The organism is Lachnoclostridium sp. An131 (assembly GCF_002160825.1).
Lineage (GTDB): Bacteria > Bacillota > Clostridia > Lachnospirales > Lachnospiraceae > Laedolimicola.
In genome coordinates, this window is record NZ_NFLI01000005.1 from 194557 (window position 1) to 211056 (window position 16500).

A 16500-nucleotide genomic window follows, 5' to 3' on the forward strand; every position below is an offset into this window, starting at 1 on the left:
CCGCTTTTTTACACCGCTATGGGGATATCCTTAATCTGCGGCCCTGTCACATAGTCCTCGACAATCAGATCCTGCGTGGTAAACGCATAAAAATCTGTCACATCCGGATTCAGCGATACCTTCGGAGCCGGATACGCCGGACGGGAAATCAGCTCCTTGATGATATCCACATGCCTGTCATAGATATGAGCGTCTGCAATCACGTGAACCAGCTCGCCGGGAACCATTCCGCTCACCTGCGCCACCATCATCAGAAGAATCGCATACTGGCACACATTCCAGTTGTTCGCCGCCAGCACGTCCTGGGAACGCTGATTCAGAATCATATTGAGCACCAGCCTGTCCTCTCCGGGCCGTTTCGTCACATTGTAGGTCACCCCGTAGGCACAGGGATACAGATGCATCTCGCTCAAATCTGAGAACACATAGGTGTTTGTCATAATCCGGCGGCTGTAGGGATTGGCCTTCAGATCAAACAGCACCCGGTCCATCTGATCCATATCGCCTTCCTTGTAATGGCTTTTCACACCGATCTGATAGCCGTAGGCCTTCCCGATAGATCCGGTCTCGTCTGCCCACTCATCCCAGATATGGCTGTTCAGGTCATGGATATTGTTGGATTTCTTCTGGTAAATCCACAGAATCTCATCCATGCAGCTCTTAAGCCCTGTCCTTCGCAGGGTCAGCGCCGGGAATTCCTTTGAGATATCATAACGGTTCACAACGCCGAATCTTTTTATCGTATAGGCGAAGTTTCCGTCCTCCCACTTCGGGCGTACCTTTTCTCCTTCCGTGCTGGTGCCGTTTTCAATAATATCTCGGCACATGTCTATAAATACCTGATCTGCGTAGCTCATCCTCTTCCTGCCTCCCTGTCCCGTTTTTCTTTATAAGCTGTTTCTTATCATTTCATTATAGGGAATTCCCTGCGGCTTGACAAGCTGAAAAAAGATCTGCCGGCAGAATCCTGCGGAAGCAGGAGGACAAAAAAAAGAAGTCCTGATTCTCAGGACTTCCCAAGAGCGATAGACGGGACTCGAACCCGCGGTCTCGACCTTGGCAAGGTCGCGCGTTACCAACTACGCCACTATCGCATCTTCTGTTGTGTCTTGCCGCTGTTCATCAGCGACATGTTGTATATTACATGAAAAAGATCCATTTGTCAACACTTTTTGAAAAAAATATTTAAAATATTTTTTCACCGTGAAACAGATGGATATTTTCCGGTTTTCTGATAAATTTTCCAGCTTCCGCACATACTATCCCAAAAAGAGGAAGGAGTATCATTATGTCAGTAGAATTTCAGAAAAGCGAAACCAGAGAAAACCTCATGCGGGCCTTCGCCGGTGAAAGCCAGGCCCGGAACCGCTACACCTTTGCCGCATCCCAGGCACGGCGCCAGCAGCTCCCTGTGATCGAAGCTGTTTTCAGCTTTACCGCAAACCAGGAGCGCGCCCATGCAAAAATCTTTTACGATCACCTGAAGCAGCTTGCCGGAACCACGATTCATGTGGACGGCGGCTATCCCGTAGACATTTCTGCCAGCGTCAGCGACCTCTTAAAGGCCGCCCAGCATAACGAATACGAGGAGCATGACCCTGTCTACAGAACCTTCGGCGATATTGCCCGCGAGGAAGGCTTTCCCGAGATAGCTGCCTCATTTCATAATATCGCCAAGATTGAGAAAACTCACGGAGACCGTTTCGGCGCCTTCGCAAGGCTTCTGGATGAGGGCCGCCTGTTTTCCTCTGAAAAGGAGGAAGCCTGGATCTGCCTGAACTGCGGCCATATCTACACTGGCTGCGAGGTTCCTCCCCGCTGCCCGGTATGCCAGGAAGAGCAGGGATATTTCATCCGCCTTTCCAGTCTTATGCTCAGCTGAATCCGCGGCCTTCCTCCTGAGGGCTGGTTCCACACCAGCCCTGCGCCCTTCAAAAGACAGAGGATGCACAGGAGAAGCGCCGCTTGAAAAATATCAGGGAACCTCTTATAATAGGTATTGCTGCCGCAGACAGAAATATTCCTGCCGGATATTCCGGGCTGGACGCGGCTGACAAGGAGGTTCCCTTTTATGATCATAGACTTTCATACTCACATATTTCCTGATAAAATCGCCCACAAGGCTGTCTACGGTCTGGAATTTACAGGCAGGGTAGTCGCTTATACAGACGGAACCCTGGAGGAGCTGCGTCTCTCCATGAAGGAGGCAGGCGTCACCCACTCCGTCGTGCTTCCCATCGTCACAAGGCCGGAGCAGTTCCGCCACATCAATGAATTCGCCCGGGCCATTACCCATGAGGAGCCGGATGAGGAAGGCCTTTCTGTCATTTCCTTCGGCGGGATCCATCCCGCCTCTCCCGATTACAGGGAGGAGCTGCACATCATCCAGCAGCTGGGCCTGAAAGGGATCAAGCTTCATCCCACCTACCAGAATACGTACATCGACGATATCCGCTATGAGCGTATCATCGATTACGCCACACAGCTGGGCCTTATCGTCTCCATCCATTGCGGACGGGATCTGGGCTTTCCCAAGCAGGTAAACGCCACACCCGAACGCCTCCGCCGCATGATTCAGGACGTCTTCCCCGGAGGCTCTACCGGGAAGCTTGTTCTGGCCCATCTGGGCGGCCATGACATGGAAAATGAATCAGAGCAGCTCCTGGTGGGCGGCAATTATTATATGGATCTGGCCTACATTCTGCGTCTGGCCCTGCCAAGCCAGATTCTGCGCATGTGCAGAAACCACGGCATCGACAAAATTCTCTTTGCCACGGATTCTCCCTGGAGCGGCCAGAAGGAGGACGTGGAGTACATCCGGAAAATCGGCTTTACAGAAGAAGAGCTGGAACAAATCCTGTACAAAAACGGAGCCCGGCTGCTGGGTCTGCCCCTGTAAGGGGCTCCCCGCTGCCCGGCTCCTTTCTATTTCTCCGGACGGCTGCTACCGTCTTTCTGCCTCCGTTCTCAATTCATACGTATTATAAGCGCGGACAATCAGATCCGATTCCTGGCTGGCTGATATCTCCGCAGCAAACGTAACCGGCCCCTCTTCCGTCCATTCCTGCGCGCTCTGCCATGTCTCTCCTCCATCCAAGCTGTAATCATAATACATCAGGCTGCTCTCCGGCTCCTCTGCATACAGTGTGATCTCCGCACTGTTTTCACTGACTCGTGAAAGCGTGTACCATACCTCCTCTGGAGGCGTGATGTCCGGCTGCACCGGCGATATCTCAGGGAGCTCAAGCTCTGGTTCCATAAGCTCTGCCAGAGTTCTTCCCTTTTCCAGCCCGAAATAGGCCGCTATGCCCGCCGCGTCTCTCCTTCCGAGCTCCTGAAGCTCTTCTTCACTGTCCATCCGTCCCCAGTCCCGATCCTCGTCCATATATCCGTGCTCCACTATGATCGCAGGAATTCCAAGGCTGCCGCATTCACGGATAATTCCATAATAGTCTCCATGGCTGCCAAGCCTTGTCTTCACGCCCTTGGAGGCAAAGCCATAATCCACAAGCTCAGAAAGAATCCTGCTGCCAAGCCCGGAACCATACGCATATTTCTCCCCATATGCAGACACAAAGACCTCTGAGCCGAACAGGTTGTGCTCCCTGGAAGCATTCAGATGCAGGCTTATCAAAACATCGGCGTCTACAGACGCTGCATAGGCAGCCCTTTCCTTCAGCGTCAGGGCTGTGTCACTTTCTCTTGTATAAAAGATTTCCACATTTCCGTACTGCGACAGCTCTTCTCCCAATGCCCTTGCAATTTCGAGAGTCAGATATTTCTCATACGTATTCCGGTAAATCGCTCCCAGCTCCTGTTCGTCTGTGATTCCCGGCCCTCCATGTCCCGGATCCAGCACAATCCGAAGCTTCGGCGCATTCTCCGGATCGGAAGCGTATTTCCCGCTGGAATCTGCCTCAAGGTCCTGCGCCGTCTGCTCTGCACCGGTCATTTCTTCTGCCGGTTCCTGAAGCTTTTGCTGCGTTTCCTGCCGTTCTTCCGTATCGCGGACAGCCTCCTCTATCCGGCCGCCTGCGCCCATCAAAACAGCAGACCCGGCATCGCTGCCAGGTCCGCACTCCCCTCTCATAATCTGATGTATACCTAAGGCTGCCGCTGCTGCCAGCACAGCCATCAGCAGAAATACAGGCAGCTTCCGAAAGCCCGCACGCCTGCGTCTCCTTCTTCTCTTTTTCATACTCTGTCCTACTCATTTCTGATAGCCGCCAGAGGGCTCAGGCGCATCGCCCGGAGCGCCGGAAACAGTCCGGCCAGCATACCGATAATCACCGCAAATACCAGCGCCAGAAGAGACAGGTAAATGGGAATATACGAGATTCCCGAATCATACATGCCCCTCATTACAAAGTTGATAACCGCAGAGATGCCGTAGCTCAGAATCAGGCCGATCGCTCCGCCTATCAGGCCGATAAAGCCTGCCTCCGTCAGAAACATATTCCGGATCGCCGACAGATCACAGCCCAGCACCTTCATGACGCCGATTTCCTTCGTCCGCTCATAAATGGACATCATCATCGTATTGGCAATGCCGATAGCCGCCACAAAGAGGGAAACCGCGCCGATTCCGCCCAGAGCCGCCTGGATAGAGCGTGACTGCTCCTGCACCTGGTTCATCCACTCAATATTGCTGCTTGCCTGCAGGCCAAGAGCACGGATCTGCTCCTGTACCTCTTCCACATATTTCATATCATCCACGCGGATATACGCCTCATCATAATAAATTTCTTTATAGGGCTTTCCCGCGCTGTTCGTGGGCTGTCCCGGAATAGCTTTCCCCTTGAACGCTTTCTGAAGCTGTGCCTTCAGGGCCTCCACATTACAGAGGACATAGCTGGAATTGTTGTCCGAATAATCGTCCGGCCCTCCCTCCATCACGCCGCAGGCAGGAACCAGATACTTCTTCGGAGCCGGAACCGGGGTTCCATTCTCGTCTGTCCCGCCGTATTTATTATTATAATAAGCGTCCATATCGAAAATCACGAACATGGGATCGTTAAAGTCTACCTCCGGAAGCTCTCCCGTCTCCCAGTAATCCTGCTGGGTCTTCGCATTGCAGAAATTTGTAATCACTGTATTTCCATAAAACAGCTGAAGCTCTTCCTGTGATGTAGGCAGACTTCCCTCCGCCACTTTGATATTCTGGCTTTCCAATGCTTCCTGGCTCATGCCCCTGATATAGATATTTCCTTCCCAGACTCCTTGTTTTGCAAGCGCTGAAATGGACAGTACCGGAGAAGCAATCTCCACATGCTCTATCTGGGAAAGGCTCTCCATCATTGCGTCGTCAATGCGGATAGGCTCGCTGCTTCCGCTGTCGCTGGAGCCTGCGCTCTCGATCATGACGCCCCCGCCTGCATAGCTCGTATAGCTGTAGCCACCTTCATTGGGATAGACTGTGATCGTCGTCAGGCCGCCGTATTGCTCGATTTGTTCCATACTGGCCTTATTCAGCCCCAGTCCGAGGGATATCATAACCACAATGGAAGCCGTGCCTACGACCACGCCCAGCACCGTCAGAACCGTCCGCAGCTTCCGCCGCCAGAGACTGCTCAGGCTCATTCTGAGCAAATCAACATAACTCATGGATTACTCCCTTTCTTTTACTCGTTCCAGTGATTCTGCCCGTCATCGTCCGTCATATCAGCCAAATCGTCATCCAGACCGCTCAGCTCATCCGCCTGCTCTTTTTTCTTCTTATTCTTCCTGCGGATCACCAGAATCACCACGACTATCGCAATCACAAGAACCAGCGGCACAAGCACGTACCAAAGCTTAAATCCGCCGCCCTGGTCCATCATCGGGTCTTCCATCATCCCCATATCCATTTCCGGATAGTAAGGCTCGGTGACATAGAGATTCATCTCTCTTTCCACTGTTGTCGCCTCTCCGGCCTCATCCTCAAAGGTAATCTCTATTTTTACGATTCCCTCATCCATCGTGGCCGCCGCGCCTGTCAGGTAGGCATCCACATTTCCCGTAGCGCCCGGCGCAATATTTCCGAGATAAGTCTCTCCTCCGCTGATAGAATCCGCGACAAATCTCACTGTCGTGTTATAAAGCTGCGTTTTTCCGATATTATAAATGCTGAACATAACGTTGGCATCTGAGCCCACGTCGATCGTCTCCGGCATCACCTCAATACTGCTGGTATCGATCCTCGCCTCCTGGCGGACCGGAATCGAAACACTGGCTGTATTCTCATAGGCATTGACGTTCTCGTCCTCATAGTTCATTTTCACATTCACGACATAGGGCTTCTGAGCCAGATCCGCCCGTGCTTCCATCTCCATGGAAATATCCTTTGTAGCCCCCGGCGCAATCTGATCCACAAAAATCGTGCTGGAACCGGCCGTCGGCAGAAAGGCTGCCGCTACATAGGTTGTATCGGTACTCTCACTGGCCGCCTGAATGTCAAAGACCATGTTCTTGACCGCAGTCGCCTGAGAGGTATTCTGCATATGAAGTGTCAGGGTAAAGGTCTCACCTGCGTGAACAGTCTCCGGATCTGTTGAAAAGCCCGTGACAATCACCCGCGGCGTGGACGCCTTTCCGTCTGCAGACACACCTGTAGTGCCCACCACCTTTACATAGGAGGTCAGCGTCACATTGGTAAGCACATTATTTTCATCCTCATAGGACACATTAAAGTTAATCGGCACATACCCGCTGGGCGCGTCCTTTCTCGTCTTCAGCGTCCAGGTCAGCTCCCGCCGTCTGTCCATATCGGAGCCGCCGTTATCCGTTCCCGGAAGGCCCTCGATGGTCTGGCTGTAATTGGATGTCTCGATCTCAAAGGGCCATGTGGCTGCGTCCTGGCTGATCTGCGGCGTCACCACGACGTGATCGACCCAGCTCCGCCCCATATTCACCACCGGCAGAACGACGTTCACGTACTGGCCTGCGTTCGCTACCGGAGTCACCCAGTTGCCGCCGATCATGATGTTGCTGTTGCTGGTGGACGGCTGGGGCTCTTCCTCAGGCTGCTCGGGTGTTTCAGCCTTTACAGTGTAAGCATCCAGCTGGCCTTTCACATCCGTTTCAAATGTAGTCAGATTGCTGGTATACATCTCAGCAGCAAGCGTTCCGCCCACCTCATTCGGTTTCGTGATATCACCGATCATACTCTGGAGATACTGCAGAGCTGCTTCACTGTTGCCAGCCTGTTCAATCTGAGCCTTCTTAATATTATAATGGCTGATCAGAACTCTTTTTAACGATATCTTCTGTTCTTCTGTAACCAGCTGCTCTGACGGAGGATTGCCCTCATCACCAGGATCGCTGCCATTGTCCAATGTCGCCGTCTTCGCAGCGCCATCCGCTCCTACTCCTTCCAGAGCTTCTTCCGCTTCCGCCGTCATCGGCATCCAGCCCAGTCCCACAGACGGAACAGCCAGCGCGGCACAAAGCGCCAGCAGCAATGCTTTTTTTGCTAATCCAAGGTTTCTCATTCTCCCTCTTCCTCCCTGTTTCCTCGATTGTCTTCTATCTGCACGATCTTTCCGTCGATAATATGGAATATTCTGTCCGCGAAGCTGGCCAGATGGTTGTCGTGAGTTACCATGACCAGCGTCTGGTTCTGCTCCCTCACGATTTTTTTCATCAGCTCCATGACCTCCGCCGACGTATTGGAATCCAGGTTTCCCGTGGGCTCATCCGCGAAAATGATTTCCGGATCTACCACGAGAGCCCTTGCCACGCCCACGCGCTGCTGCTGGCCTCCCGACATTTCGTTCGGCCTGTGAGCCTTGTGCCTGGACAATCCCACAAGCTCTATCATCTTATCTGCCTTCTCCAGCCTCTCCTTTTTGGGAACACCGCGGAACATCAGCGGCAGGGCCACATTCTCTACCGCATTCATCGTTCCCAGCAGATTAAAGGACTGAAAAATAAATCCCACATGCTCTCTCCGGAAGCGGACCAGCTGGCTCTCGTTCATATGCTCCAGATGGGTTCCGCTTATGACAATCTCGCCCTTTGTCGGCTTCTCAAGACCGGCCAGCATATTCAGCATGGTGGATTTTCCGGAGCCAGAGGGACCTACTATCGAGCAGAACTCCCCCCTGTAGATATCCAGGCTTACGCCGTTTAAGGCCCTGACCCGGTTCTCGCCTATCCGGTATATCTTGTACAGGTTCCGCACCTGTATTACCGCTTCTCTTTTCTGCGCCATTTTTTCGTTCTCCCGCTTCCGGCAGAATCGCACGGCATATCTTACAATTCTACCATATCTTGTATTATACGGTTTCAGTATAGCACAAGAATTTCGAAAAAACTATTTAAGAATTCTTTAATATTCTGAAGTCTTGAACCGCCAAAATCCGCGACTCTGCGCAGAAGGCCCCCGGAATCCGCTGCCGGATTCCGGGGGCCTCCCATCGTCATTTTATACTATGCTTCTTAAATTCTGAGAACGTATTCTTATACTCCGTCCAAACAAACCCTTACATATCCAGCGGATACTTGTCTGTCAGGCTCTTTACAAGCTCCTTTGCCTTTTCGGTTGCGCTCTCGCCCTCCTTGATCATCATGGCAACCGCCTCGGCTACCGTCTCCATATCCTCCTCCTTCAGGCCACGGGAGGTCACCGCCGGCGTACCGATCCGGATACCGCTGGTCACAAATGCAGACTTGGGATCATTCGGGATTGTATTCTTGTTGGCCGTTATATTCGCCGCATCCAGAAGATGCTCCACTTCCTTTCCGGTCAAATCAAACGGCGTCAGATCTACCAGCATCAGATGATTGTCTGTACCGCCGGACACGATCTTAATTCCTCTGTCCATCAGGCCTTTGCAGAGCGCCTGGGCATTCTGCACGATCTGCGTCTGGTACTCCTTATATTCCGGAGTCAGTGCCTCCGCGAAGCAGACCGCCTTTGCAGCAATCACATGCATCAGAGGACCGCCCTGGATCCCGGGGAATACAGCCTTGTTGAAATTAAACCTCTTTGCAGTCTCGGCGTCCGACATAATCATGCCGCCGCGCGGCCCGCGCAGGGTCTTGTGCGTCGTAGTCGTCGTCACATGCGCATAGGGAATCGGGCTCGGATGAAGCCCTGCCGCTACCAGTCCTGCAATATGAGCGATATCTACCATCAGATACGCTCCTACCTCATCTGCGATCTCGCGGAACCGCTTGAAATCCAGGGTCCGGGCATAGGCGCTCGCTCCTGCGATAATCATCTTCGGCCTGCATTCCAGCGCAATGCGGCGGATTTCATCATAATCCAGTACGCCGTCATCATTGACTCCATAAGGCACCACATTAAAATAGGTTCCGGAGAAATTGGCAGGACTTCCGTGTGTGAGATGTCCGCCGTGGGCCAGATTCTGTCCCATGATCGTATCGCCCGGCTTCAGCATCGCAAACTGCACTGCCATATTCGCCTGCGCCCCGGAATGAGGCTGCACATTCACATATTCGCAGCCGAAAATCTTCTTTGCACGCTCAATCGCCAGATCCTCTACCACATCCACGCATTCACAGCCGCCGTAATACCGCTTTCCGGAATAGCCCTCTGCATATTTATTTGTTAAAGGGCTGCCCATAGCCGCCATAACCGCCTTGGATACCCAGTTTTCTGACGCAATCAGCTCGATATGGCTGTTCTGGCGGTTCATCTCCGCCTCAATCGCGGCCGCGATTTCCGGGTCAGCCGCTCTCACTTCTTCCAATGAATACATCTCTCTCTTCCTCCTGTGATCTGCCCTGAAGCATTCTTTTAATGTCCTTGTGACGCGTACATTTGTCTTTGTCACATATGAGCCTATTATATTAGACGGGGATGAAAAAAGCAAGTGTTTTTTCCGGAATCTGCTTTCTGTTCTCACAGGCTTATAAAGATTGATAAGCTCCGGTTTAAAATCCCAAAACCGCCAGGCATTATTGCAAAACTGCAATTGCCTTCTCACCTTCTATACGGTATGATATTCATATCGGCATCTATCCTGCACCGGCGCCAAGCTCCAAACAGAAAATACTGTCTGCAAAGATAAAAAAAGGAGATCCTTATGAAACCCGCTTCTATTATTATTCTTTACCTTATTATCATAAATCTGCTTGCCTTCCTGCTCATGGGCCTGGATAAGAGGAAGGCAAAGCGTCATAAATGGCGCATTCCCGAAAAGACGCTCTTTCTGTCCGCCATCATCGGCGGCAGTATCGGCGCGCTTCTCGGCATGCAGGTATTCCGGCATAAAACCAAGCATGCATCCTTCCGGATCGGCATGCCCTGTATTCTGATTGTGCAGATTGCTCTGGCAGTCTCATATTATATTTTTAGATAAAAAGGAGATTTAAACATGGGCTTATTTGGAAGAAGCAGAAAAGAGAAGGAAATAGAGGCCGCATACATGGAACGAATCAACGTGCCTGCATGCATGAACCAGAATTTCTCTCTCACAATTGACGACACCTTTACCATTATCGGCACAGGAACCGTCGTGACAGGCGTCATCGAATCCGGCATGTGCAGAAGAGGGGAGACCGCTGTCATCGTACAGGATGCAGGAAATCTCTCTGCTGAAATCACCGGCATAGACGTCCGCGTAAAGGAACGGCGCCCAAACGGCGCCGCATACCGCACCGAACATGTGGGGCTGGCTCTGAGAGGTGTCTCCAGGGAGCAGATCCAGATCGGAGCTAAGGTGATTATAAAAAATGCCGGAATCTATTCTGCGTAAGGCTTCTGTCTGAGCCAGCGCCGAATATCGCTTCTATTCCTCTGTCTCAAACAGGATTCCCAGTGTATTCGGCCCGCAATGGCAGGAGATCGTACAGCTGGCCTGCGTGATATAAATATTGTCAAAGGAGGCTTCCTGCTCCACGGCCTCCTTTACCAAGGCAATATAAGACTCATCGATACCGGAATGCGTGATAAAAAGGCGCCCTGTATTCAGCTTCTCGTAAGACTGCAGGGTGTCTTTTACATAGCGCGGAAGCACCTTATCCAGGGTTCCCCGGTATTTTCTGCCCACATGCATGGCCCCGGAGGTATTGTCTACCTCGATGCAGGGCTTAATATTCAGCAGGTTCGCTCCCAGTGCAGTGATGCTGCTGCACCGGCCGCCGGCACTCATAAATTTCAGCGTATCCAGAATAAAGCTGGCATGAACCAGACTCTTCCGGCTTTCCAGACGGGCCGCCACCTCGGCCGCAGAAAGCCCCTGCCGGATCCAGTCGGACGCATCCAGTACCAGGTGGCCGATTCCTGTAGACAGGTTACAGGAATCTACAGGATAGACCCCCGGCAGCTCCTTTGCCGCCAGCACACAGTTCTGGTGCGCGCTGGAAAGAGCTCCTCCCAGATTCAGGTGCACTATCTCATATCCCTGCTCCACAAAGGGCGTAAAATAGTCCAGATACTCCTGCACGTTGATGGCCGCCGTCTGTGGAAGAAGCTTTCTGTCATAATAGGCCTGAAAAATATCCTGCGGCGTAATATCCACATTATCCTGATAATCCTTTCCGTCCAAAATAATGTGAAACGGATAATAATGTACCTGGTGCTGCTCCTTCAGCTGAGCCCCCAGATCACAGGTACTGTCGGCGCTTAAAAGTATTTTGCTCATAAATTCTCCCTTTCTGTCATAATACGAGATCAGCTTCCTTTTCTGCAACAGACAAGAGAAAGCCACCATAAGGCAGCCTTTACCGCTCATCCTCCCACACGTACGGCGTAAGCTGATATACGTAATAATTGATCCAGTTTGTATATAATGTATTTGCATGCGCTCTCCACATCAGAAGAGGCCTGTTTTCGCTGTTGTTGTCCGGGAAATAATCCTTCGGAAGCTGAATATCCAACCCCTTGCTCTTATCCCGCACATATTCCTTCTCAAGCGTCAGCCTGTCATACTCCGGATGCCCGAAGACGAAAATCTTGCGTCCTTCCTCAGCCATGGCGATAAAGACGCCCGCCTCCTCAGACTCCGCCAGAATCGTCAGCTCGCTGCAGGCCCGTATTTCCTCCGCATCTACAGTCGTATGCCGGGAATGAGGCGCGTAAAACTCATCATCAAAGCCGCGCACCAGCGGCTCCTTCCGGTTGCGCACCTTGTGGCGGTAGAGGCCGAACAGCTTCTGCGGAAGCAGCTTTTTCTTCAGTCCATAAAAATGATACATCGCTGCCTGCGCTCCCCAGCAGATAAAGAACGTGGACGTAACATGCGCGTCAGCCCAGTCCATGATCTCTACCAGCTCCTCCCAGTAATCCACTTCCTCAAACTCCATCTGCTCCACCGGAGCTCCTGTGATGATCAGGCCGTCAAAGCGCCGCTTTTTGATCTCGCAGAACGGCTCATAGAATTTGTTGATGTGGCTCTGAGCCGTATTCTTGGATTCATGGCTGCTGACCATAATAAAGGTGATATCCAGCTGCAGCGGTGTGTTGGACAGGGAACGCAGCAGCTGAAGCTCTGTGTCCTCCTTCAAAGGCATCAGATTCAGGATTCCTATCTTCAACGGACGGATATCCTGATTCAGCGCCCGCGTCTCATCCATGACGAAAATATTTTCACTTTCAAGAATTGCCCTTACAGGCAAATCACTCTGTACCTTAATTGGCATCTTTGCTTCACTCCTCCGCCTTCATTTTCATGCCGATTTCTTCTGTCCGGCTCTTCCCGCGAGCACGGACACTGATTATTACTATAGCACATTTTTTACCGGTTGGCTATCCTGCAAAAATGAATCTTCACTTTGATTCGGTCTGTGATATAATCTGTATTTAAAGGAGGGAAACTGACATGAAAGTATTAATGATCAACGGAAGCCCTCACAAAGAGGGAAACACCTATATTGCACTTCATGAGATGGAGAAGGTGTTCGGGCAGGAGCAAATCGAGACCGAACTGATCCATGTCGGAAACAAGGATATCCGGGGCTGCGTTGCCTGCGGTGTCTGTCATAAAAAGGGAGCCTGTACCTTTGACGATCTGGTCAACGAGACCGCTCCCAAATTCGAAGCCTGCGACGGCCTTGTGATTGCAAGCCCCGTCTACTACGCCTCTGCAAACGCAACGCTGATTGCCTTTCTCGACCGCCTGTTCTACAGCACACCCTTTGACAAGACCATGAAGGTGGGCGCAAGCGTGGTCGCAGCCAGAAGAGGCGGCCTTTCCGCTACCTTCGACGAGCTGAACAAGTATTTCACGATCTCCGGCATGCCGGTAGCCTCCAGCCAGTACTGGAACAGCATCCACGGCAGAACGCCGGGCGAGGCTCTCCAGGATGCTGAAGGCCTGCAGACCATGCGGACTCTGGCGAGAAATATGGCCTTTCTCATGAAGAGCATCAAGCTCGGAAAGGAAGCCTATGGCCTTCCGGAAATCCCGGAAGAGCATCAGATGACGAATTTTATCCGTTAAACGAAAGGAAGGAGCCCTCTGGCATTCCGGCCGCTTCGGTTATGAGCGGCAGCCAGGGGATTGCCCTCTTTTGTTTTTTGCCTCTTTTCAGACAGCGAATCCCTCTTTTCATTCTTTTGCTGCCTTACGATTCTGTAAGGTAAGAATCCCCGGAATCTGATATAATAACAAGGACAGTACCCCTGCTGACAAGAACATACGGGACATTGGAAACGTGTAAGCTTGTCAGCAGAGGATGACATCGCAAATACTTGCGCCGGCTCTCTTCTATACGGGCCGGCTGCCGACGGAGGAATTTTTTTGAACAGATTATTATTGCTGGAGGACGATATCAGCCTCATAGACGGATTAAAATATTCTTTAAAGAAAAACGGCTTTGAGACGGAGGCTGTCCGGACGCTTCGGGAGGCCGCCGGGCTTCTTCCCGAAATCGGCCGCTACGACCTGCTGCTCCTGGACGTCACCCTGCCGGACGGAACCGGCTTCGACTTCTGCGAACGAGTGCGCCGGCAGGGCAGCCGGATTCCCGTCATCTTTCTGACCGCCTCTGACGAGGAGGTCAGCGTCATCCGCGGCCTGGACTGCGGCGGAGACGATTACATCACCAAGCCCTTCCGGCTCGGGGAGCTCTGCTCCCGTATCCGGGCCCTGCTGCGCAGGGCCCGGATATCAGAGCATGACGCCGGCTCCTCCCTTACCTGCGGCAGCGTCACAATCGACTTTCTGAGCAGCCGTGCCTTTCTGGACGGAAAGCCCCTGGAGCTGACAGGGGCTGAATACCGCCTGCTTGGCCTTCTGCTGCGCAACGCGGGCCGCATCGTCACAAGAGACGCTATTCTGAATGAGCTCTGGGACGAGGCCGGAAGCTTTGTGGACGACAATACTCTGTCCGTGTATGTGCGGCGCCTCCGGGAAAAGGTGGAAGCCGATCCTTCCAATCCCCGGCGCATCATCACAGTCCGGGGCTTTGGATACCAGTGGAAGGAGGAGGTATGATGCATATGATTCAAGACCGGCAGGTTCGGCATTTCTGCTCTTTTCTGCTTCTTTTCTCTGTTCTGGCCGCTGCCCTTTTCAGTCTTTTCTGCTTTTTTCAGCTTCACACAGCCAGGGAAATGTATCTGCTCCACAGTAAAGCCGCTGCCTCCGCCCTCCTGGAACAGGGCGTTCCGGAGACCGCCATCGCAGCCGCTCTTACCGGCAGCGCCGTCAGCCCGGAGGGAGAAGCCCTACTGAACAAAATCAGTTTTGGGGAGTCTTCCTCCTCCTGGCTTCTCCCTTTCCTGAACAGCTTTCTCCGGGAGAACCTGATTTTTCTCGCCGGACTGCTTCTCCTCCTGGGTCTGATCCTTTTCCTTGGAACCATTCTTTTCTTCCGCAGCCGCAGGCGGCTGTATCTTCAGGCCGGACAGATCATCCAGAGCTATACAGACGGCGACTTTTCCGCTCACCTGCCGCAGAATCAGGAAGGGGAGCTTTTCCGCCTCTTTGCCTCTGTGGAACAGCTGGCCACAATCCTGCAGTCCAAAAACGAGACAGAGCACAAGACAAAGGAATTTCTCAAAACTACGATTTCTGATATCTCGCATCAGCTGAAAACCCCGCTGGCAGCCCTTGCGATGTATCAGGAAATTCTGGCGGATGAACCGGACAACGCAGACGCAGTCCGTGAATTTTCCGGAAAGATGGGAGCTGCCCTCACGCGCATGGAGCAGCTCATCCTTTCCATGCTGAAAATCACCCGCCTGGATACCGGAAATATCGTCTTTGAGCAGAAGGCGCACCCGCTGCCCGAGCTTATCTCCCGCTCATTAAGCGATCTGACTGAACGGGCCAGACAGGAGGGAAAGGAGCTCCTGATAAACGGCGATCCCGAAGCGACTCTGTACTGCGACGCCGGCTGGACCAGCGAGGCCATCGGCAATCTGGTGAAAAATGCGCTCGATCACACAGATGCCGGCGGACATATCCAGATTTCCTGGAAACACACACCAGCCATGCTCCAGATCACTGTCGCAGACGACGGCAGCGGAATCGCCCCGGAAGACATTCATCATATTTTTAAGCGTTTTTACCGCAGCAGCCGCTCTCTTGATACGACGGGCGTCGGCCTGGGGCTTCCCCTTGCAAAATCCATTATTGAAGGACAGGGCGGCCTGATTTCCGTGCAGAGCACTCCCGGTGAGGGAACTGCGTTTACTCTCTCCTTCCTTACAAAACCGTAAGGCAAAATTCACCTTGCTGTAAGGCAGCTCTGCTAGGATCAGAGCCGGAGGGACCGTTCCTCCAAATACCAACACCTATTTTCTGAAAGGGAGGTCTTAATCAATGGAAATCCTGAAGGTCCAGAACCTTTGCAAAACCTACGGAAAGGGCGAGGCGAAGGTAGACGCGCTGAAAAATGTCAGCTTTTCTCTTGAAAAGGGGGAGTTCGCCGCTGTCATCGGCGAATCCGGTTCCGGCAAGAGCACACTTTTAAACTGTATCGGAGGCCTGGACGTCCCCACATCCGGAACTGTGCTGATAGACGGGCAGAACCTGTTCTCCATGAAGGATGAGGCGCGCACCATCTTCCGGCGGCGCGGCATCGGCTTTATCTTCCAGGCCTTTCAGCTGGTTCCCGAACTGAATGTCGAGCAGAACATTCTGTTTCCTCTGCTTCTGGATTACCGCCAGCCAAAGCAGGATGAGGTGGATGAGCTGCTGGAGCTTCTGGGGCTTAAAGACCGGCGGAAGCATCTTCCCAGCCAGCTCTCCGGCGGCCAGCAGCAGCGCACCGCCATCGGCAGGGCGCTCATCACCCGTCCCAAGCTTATTCTGGCAGACGAGCCCACCGGAAACCTGGACAGCAGAAACAGCCAGGACGTCATTGCTCTGCTCACCAGAGCTTCCAGGCGCTTCCAGCAGACCATTCTGATGATCACCCACAACAGAAGCCTGACGGCGTCTGTAGACCGGGTCTTTCAGGTCTCGGACGGCGTCCTCACGGATTTGGGAGGGAATAAGATTGAAAATGAAAAGTAGAGGGTATCCATTCCCTTGATCGCATGACAAAGAAACCATCTTTCGGTGGCTGCTTTAAAAATTGAATATTGAAAAGTTAAGGTTATGC

Annotated in this window: 16 protein-coding genes and 1 tRNA gene; 8 read left to right on the forward strand and 9 right to left on the reverse strand. The window is 52.5% G+C overall.

What is annotated here, in order from left to right:
• Positions 1–8 precede the first annotated feature (8 nt).
• Together thyA and B5E77_RS05845 are read right to left on the reverse strand one after the other, a co-directional pair.
• Positions 9–857: a thymidylate synthase gene (thyA, locus tag B5E77_RS05840; RefSeq protein ID WP_087164433.1), complete on the reverse strand. Its 849-nt coding sequence runs from the start codon at positions 855–857 to the stop codon at positions 9–11.
• A gap of 164 nt (positions 858–1021) precedes the next feature.
• Positions 1022–1094, reverse strand: a tRNA-Gly gene (locus B5E77_RS05845).
• Positions 1095–1288: 194 nt separating this feature from the next.
• Between B5E77_RS05845 and rbr the strand changes: the two genes are divergently transcribed.
• Positions 1289–1882 (forward strand): rubrerythrin, encoded by a 594-nt coding sequence (gene rbr / locus B5E77_RS05850; RefSeq protein WP_087164434.1) that lies wholly within the window; start codon positions 1289–1291, stop codon positions 1880–1882.
• Positions 1883–2071: 189 nt separating this feature from the next.
• A complete protein-coding gene (locus tag B5E77_RS05855) occupies positions 2072–2899 on the forward strand; it encodes an amidohydrolase family protein (protein WP_087164435.1) in 828 nt (275 codons plus the stop codon).
• A gap of 45 nt (positions 2900–2944) precedes the next feature.
• Here B5E77_RS05855 and B5E77_RS05860 read toward each other — a convergent pair whose 3' ends face one another.
• The 5 genes from B5E77_RS05860 to glyA form a co-directional block, all read right to left on the reverse strand.
• Entirely contained in the window at positions 2945–4198 is a 1254-nt protein-coding gene (locus B5E77_RS05860) for an N-acetylmuramoyl-L-alanine amidase family protein (RefSeq protein WP_087164436.1), read from the reverse strand.
• A gap of 8 nt (positions 4199–4206) precedes the next feature.
• Positions 4207–5604, reverse strand: coding sequence for an ABC transporter permease (locus B5E77_RS05865; RefSeq protein WP_087164437.1), 1398 nt, complete (start codon positions 5602–5604; stop codon positions 4207–4209).
• Between the two features lie 17 nt (positions 5605–5621).
• Positions 5622–7469 (reverse strand): COG1361 S-layer family protein, encoded by a 1848-nt coding sequence (locus B5E77_RS05870; RefSeq protein WP_087164438.1) that lies wholly within the window; start codon positions 7467–7469, stop codon positions 5622–5624.
• Positions 7466–8191, reverse strand: a complete 726-nt coding sequence (locus B5E77_RS05875; RefSeq protein ID WP_087164439.1) for an ABC transporter ATP-binding protein — start codon at positions 8189–8191, stop codon at positions 7466–7468. Before B5E77_RS05875 ends, B5E77_RS05870 begins: the two co-directional genes overlap by 4 nt.
• Positions 8192–8462: 271 nt before the next feature.
• The gene (gene glyA / locus B5E77_RS05880) at positions 8463–9704 is read right to left on the reverse strand and encodes a serine hydroxymethyltransferase (protein ID WP_087164440.1); all 1242 of its coding nucleotides are present in this window, start codon (positions 9702–9704) and stop codon (positions 8463–8465) included.
• Between the two features lie 327 nt (positions 9705–10031).
• Between glyA and B5E77_RS05885 the strand changes: the two genes are divergently transcribed.
• Both B5E77_RS05885 and B5E77_RS05890 read left to right on the forward strand, forming a co-directional pair.
• Positions 10032–10307: a DUF1294 domain-containing protein gene (locus B5E77_RS05885; RefSeq protein WP_087164441.1), complete on the forward strand. Its 276-nt coding sequence runs from the start codon at positions 10032–10034 to the stop codon at positions 10305–10307.
• Positions 10308–10322: 15 nt separating this feature from the next.
• Positions 10323–10703 carry a hypothetical protein gene (locus B5E77_RS05890; protein WP_087164442.1) on the forward strand — a complete coding sequence of 127 codons (381 nt, stop codon included), beginning with the start codon at positions 10323–10325 and terminating at the stop codon, positions 10701–10703.
• A gap of 33 nt (positions 10704–10736) precedes the next feature.
• Here the strand turns inward: B5E77_RS05890 and B5E77_RS05895 are convergent, their stop codons facing one another.
• A complete protein-coding gene (locus B5E77_RS05895) occupies positions 10737–11591 on the reverse strand; it encodes a DegV family protein (protein ID WP_087164458.1) in 855 nt (284 codons plus the stop codon).
• Positions 11592–11670: 79 nt separating this feature from the next.
• Positions 11671–12588, reverse strand: a complete 918-nt coding sequence (gene metA, locus B5E77_RS05900) for a homoserine O-acetyltransferase MetA (protein WP_087164443.1) — start codon at positions 12586–12588, stop codon at positions 11671–11673.
• Positions 12589–12767: 179 nt separating this feature from the next.
• Between metA and B5E77_RS05905 the strand changes: the two genes are divergently transcribed.
• The 4 genes from B5E77_RS05905 to B5E77_RS05920 all read left to right on the forward strand — a co-directional run bounded on the left by B5E77_RS05905 (position 12768) and on the right by B5E77_RS05920 (position 16412).
• Positions 12768–13388 (forward strand): flavodoxin family protein, encoded by a 621-nt coding sequence (locus B5E77_RS05905; protein ID WP_087164444.1) that lies wholly within the window; start codon positions 12768–12770, stop codon positions 13386–13388.
• A gap of 300 nt (positions 13389–13688) precedes the next feature.
• On the forward strand, positions 13689–14384 hold the full coding sequence (locus B5E77_RS05910) for a response regulator transcription factor (RefSeq protein WP_087164459.1): 696 nt from the start codon (positions 13689–13691) through the stop codon (positions 14382–14384).
• Positions 14384–15613 carry a sensor histidine kinase gene (locus B5E77_RS05915; RefSeq protein ID WP_087164445.1) on the forward strand — a complete coding sequence of 410 codons (1230 nt, stop codon included), beginning with the start codon at positions 14384–14386 and terminating at the stop codon, positions 15611–15613. Before B5E77_RS05910 ends, B5E77_RS05915 begins: the two co-directional genes overlap by 1 nt.
• Positions 15614–15716: 103 nt before the next feature.
• A complete protein-coding gene (locus B5E77_RS05920) occupies positions 15717–16412 on the forward strand; it encodes an ABC transporter ATP-binding protein (RefSeq protein ID WP_087164446.1) in 696 nt (231 codons plus the stop codon).
• Positions 16413–16500 lie beyond the last annotated feature (88 nt).

Excerpts from the sequence above, each read along its gene's own strand:
- thyA (WP_087164433.1), bottom strand. The coding sequence starts at position 857 with ATGAGCTACGCAGATCAGGTATTTATAGACATGTGCCGAGATATTATT.
- rbr (WP_087164434.1), top strand. The coding sequence starts at position 1,289 with ATGTCAGTAGAATTTCAGAAAAGCGAAACCAGAGAAAACCTCATGCGG.
- B5E77_RS05855 (WP_087164435.1), top strand. The coding sequence starts at position 2,072 with ATGATCATAGACTTTCATACTCACATATTTCCTGATAAAATCGCCCAC.
- B5E77_RS05860 (WP_087164436.1), bottom strand. The coding sequence starts at position 4,198 with ATGAAAAAGAGAAGAAGGAGACGCAGGCGTGCGGGCTTTCGGAAGCTG.
- B5E77_RS05865 (WP_087164437.1), bottom strand. The coding sequence starts at position 5,604 with ATGAGTTATGTTGATTTGCTCAGAATGAGCCTGAGCAGTCTCTGGCGG.
- B5E77_RS05870 (WP_087164438.1), bottom strand. The coding sequence starts at position 7,469 with ATGAGAAACCTTGGATTAGCAAAAAAAGCATTGCTGCTGGCGCTTTGT.
- B5E77_RS05875 (WP_087164439.1), bottom strand. The coding sequence starts at position 8,191 with ATGGCGCAGAAAAGAGAAGCGGTAATACAGGTGCGGAACCTGTACAAG.
- glyA (WP_087164440.1), bottom strand. The coding sequence starts at position 9,704 with ATGTATTCATTGGAAGAAGTGAGAGCGGCTGACCCGGAAATCGCGGCC.
- B5E77_RS05885 (WP_087164441.1), top strand. The coding sequence starts at position 10,032 with ATGAAACCCGCTTCTATTATTATTCTTTACCTTATTATCATAAATCTG.
- B5E77_RS05890 (WP_087164442.1), top strand. The coding sequence starts at position 10,323 with ATGGGCTTATTTGGAAGAAGCAGAAAAGAGAAGGAAATAGAGGCCGCA.
- B5E77_RS05895 (WP_087164458.1), bottom strand. The coding sequence starts at position 11,591 with ATGAGCAAAATACTTTTAAGCGCCGACAGTACCTGTGATCTGGGGGCT.
- metA (WP_087164443.1), bottom strand. The coding sequence starts at position 12,588 with ATGCCAATTAAGGTACAGAGTGATTTGCCTGTAAGGGCAATTCTTGAA.
- B5E77_RS05905 (WP_087164444.1), top strand. The coding sequence starts at position 12,768 with ATGAAAGTATTAATGATCAACGGAAGCCCTCACAAAGAGGGAAACACC.
- B5E77_RS05915 (WP_087164445.1), top strand. The coding sequence starts at position 14,384 with ATGCATATGATTCAAGACCGGCAGGTTCGGCATTTCTGCTCTTTTCTG.
- B5E77_RS05920 (WP_087164446.1), top strand. The coding sequence starts at position 15,717 with ATGGAAATCCTGAAGGTCCAGAACCTTTGCAAAACCTACGGAAAGGGC.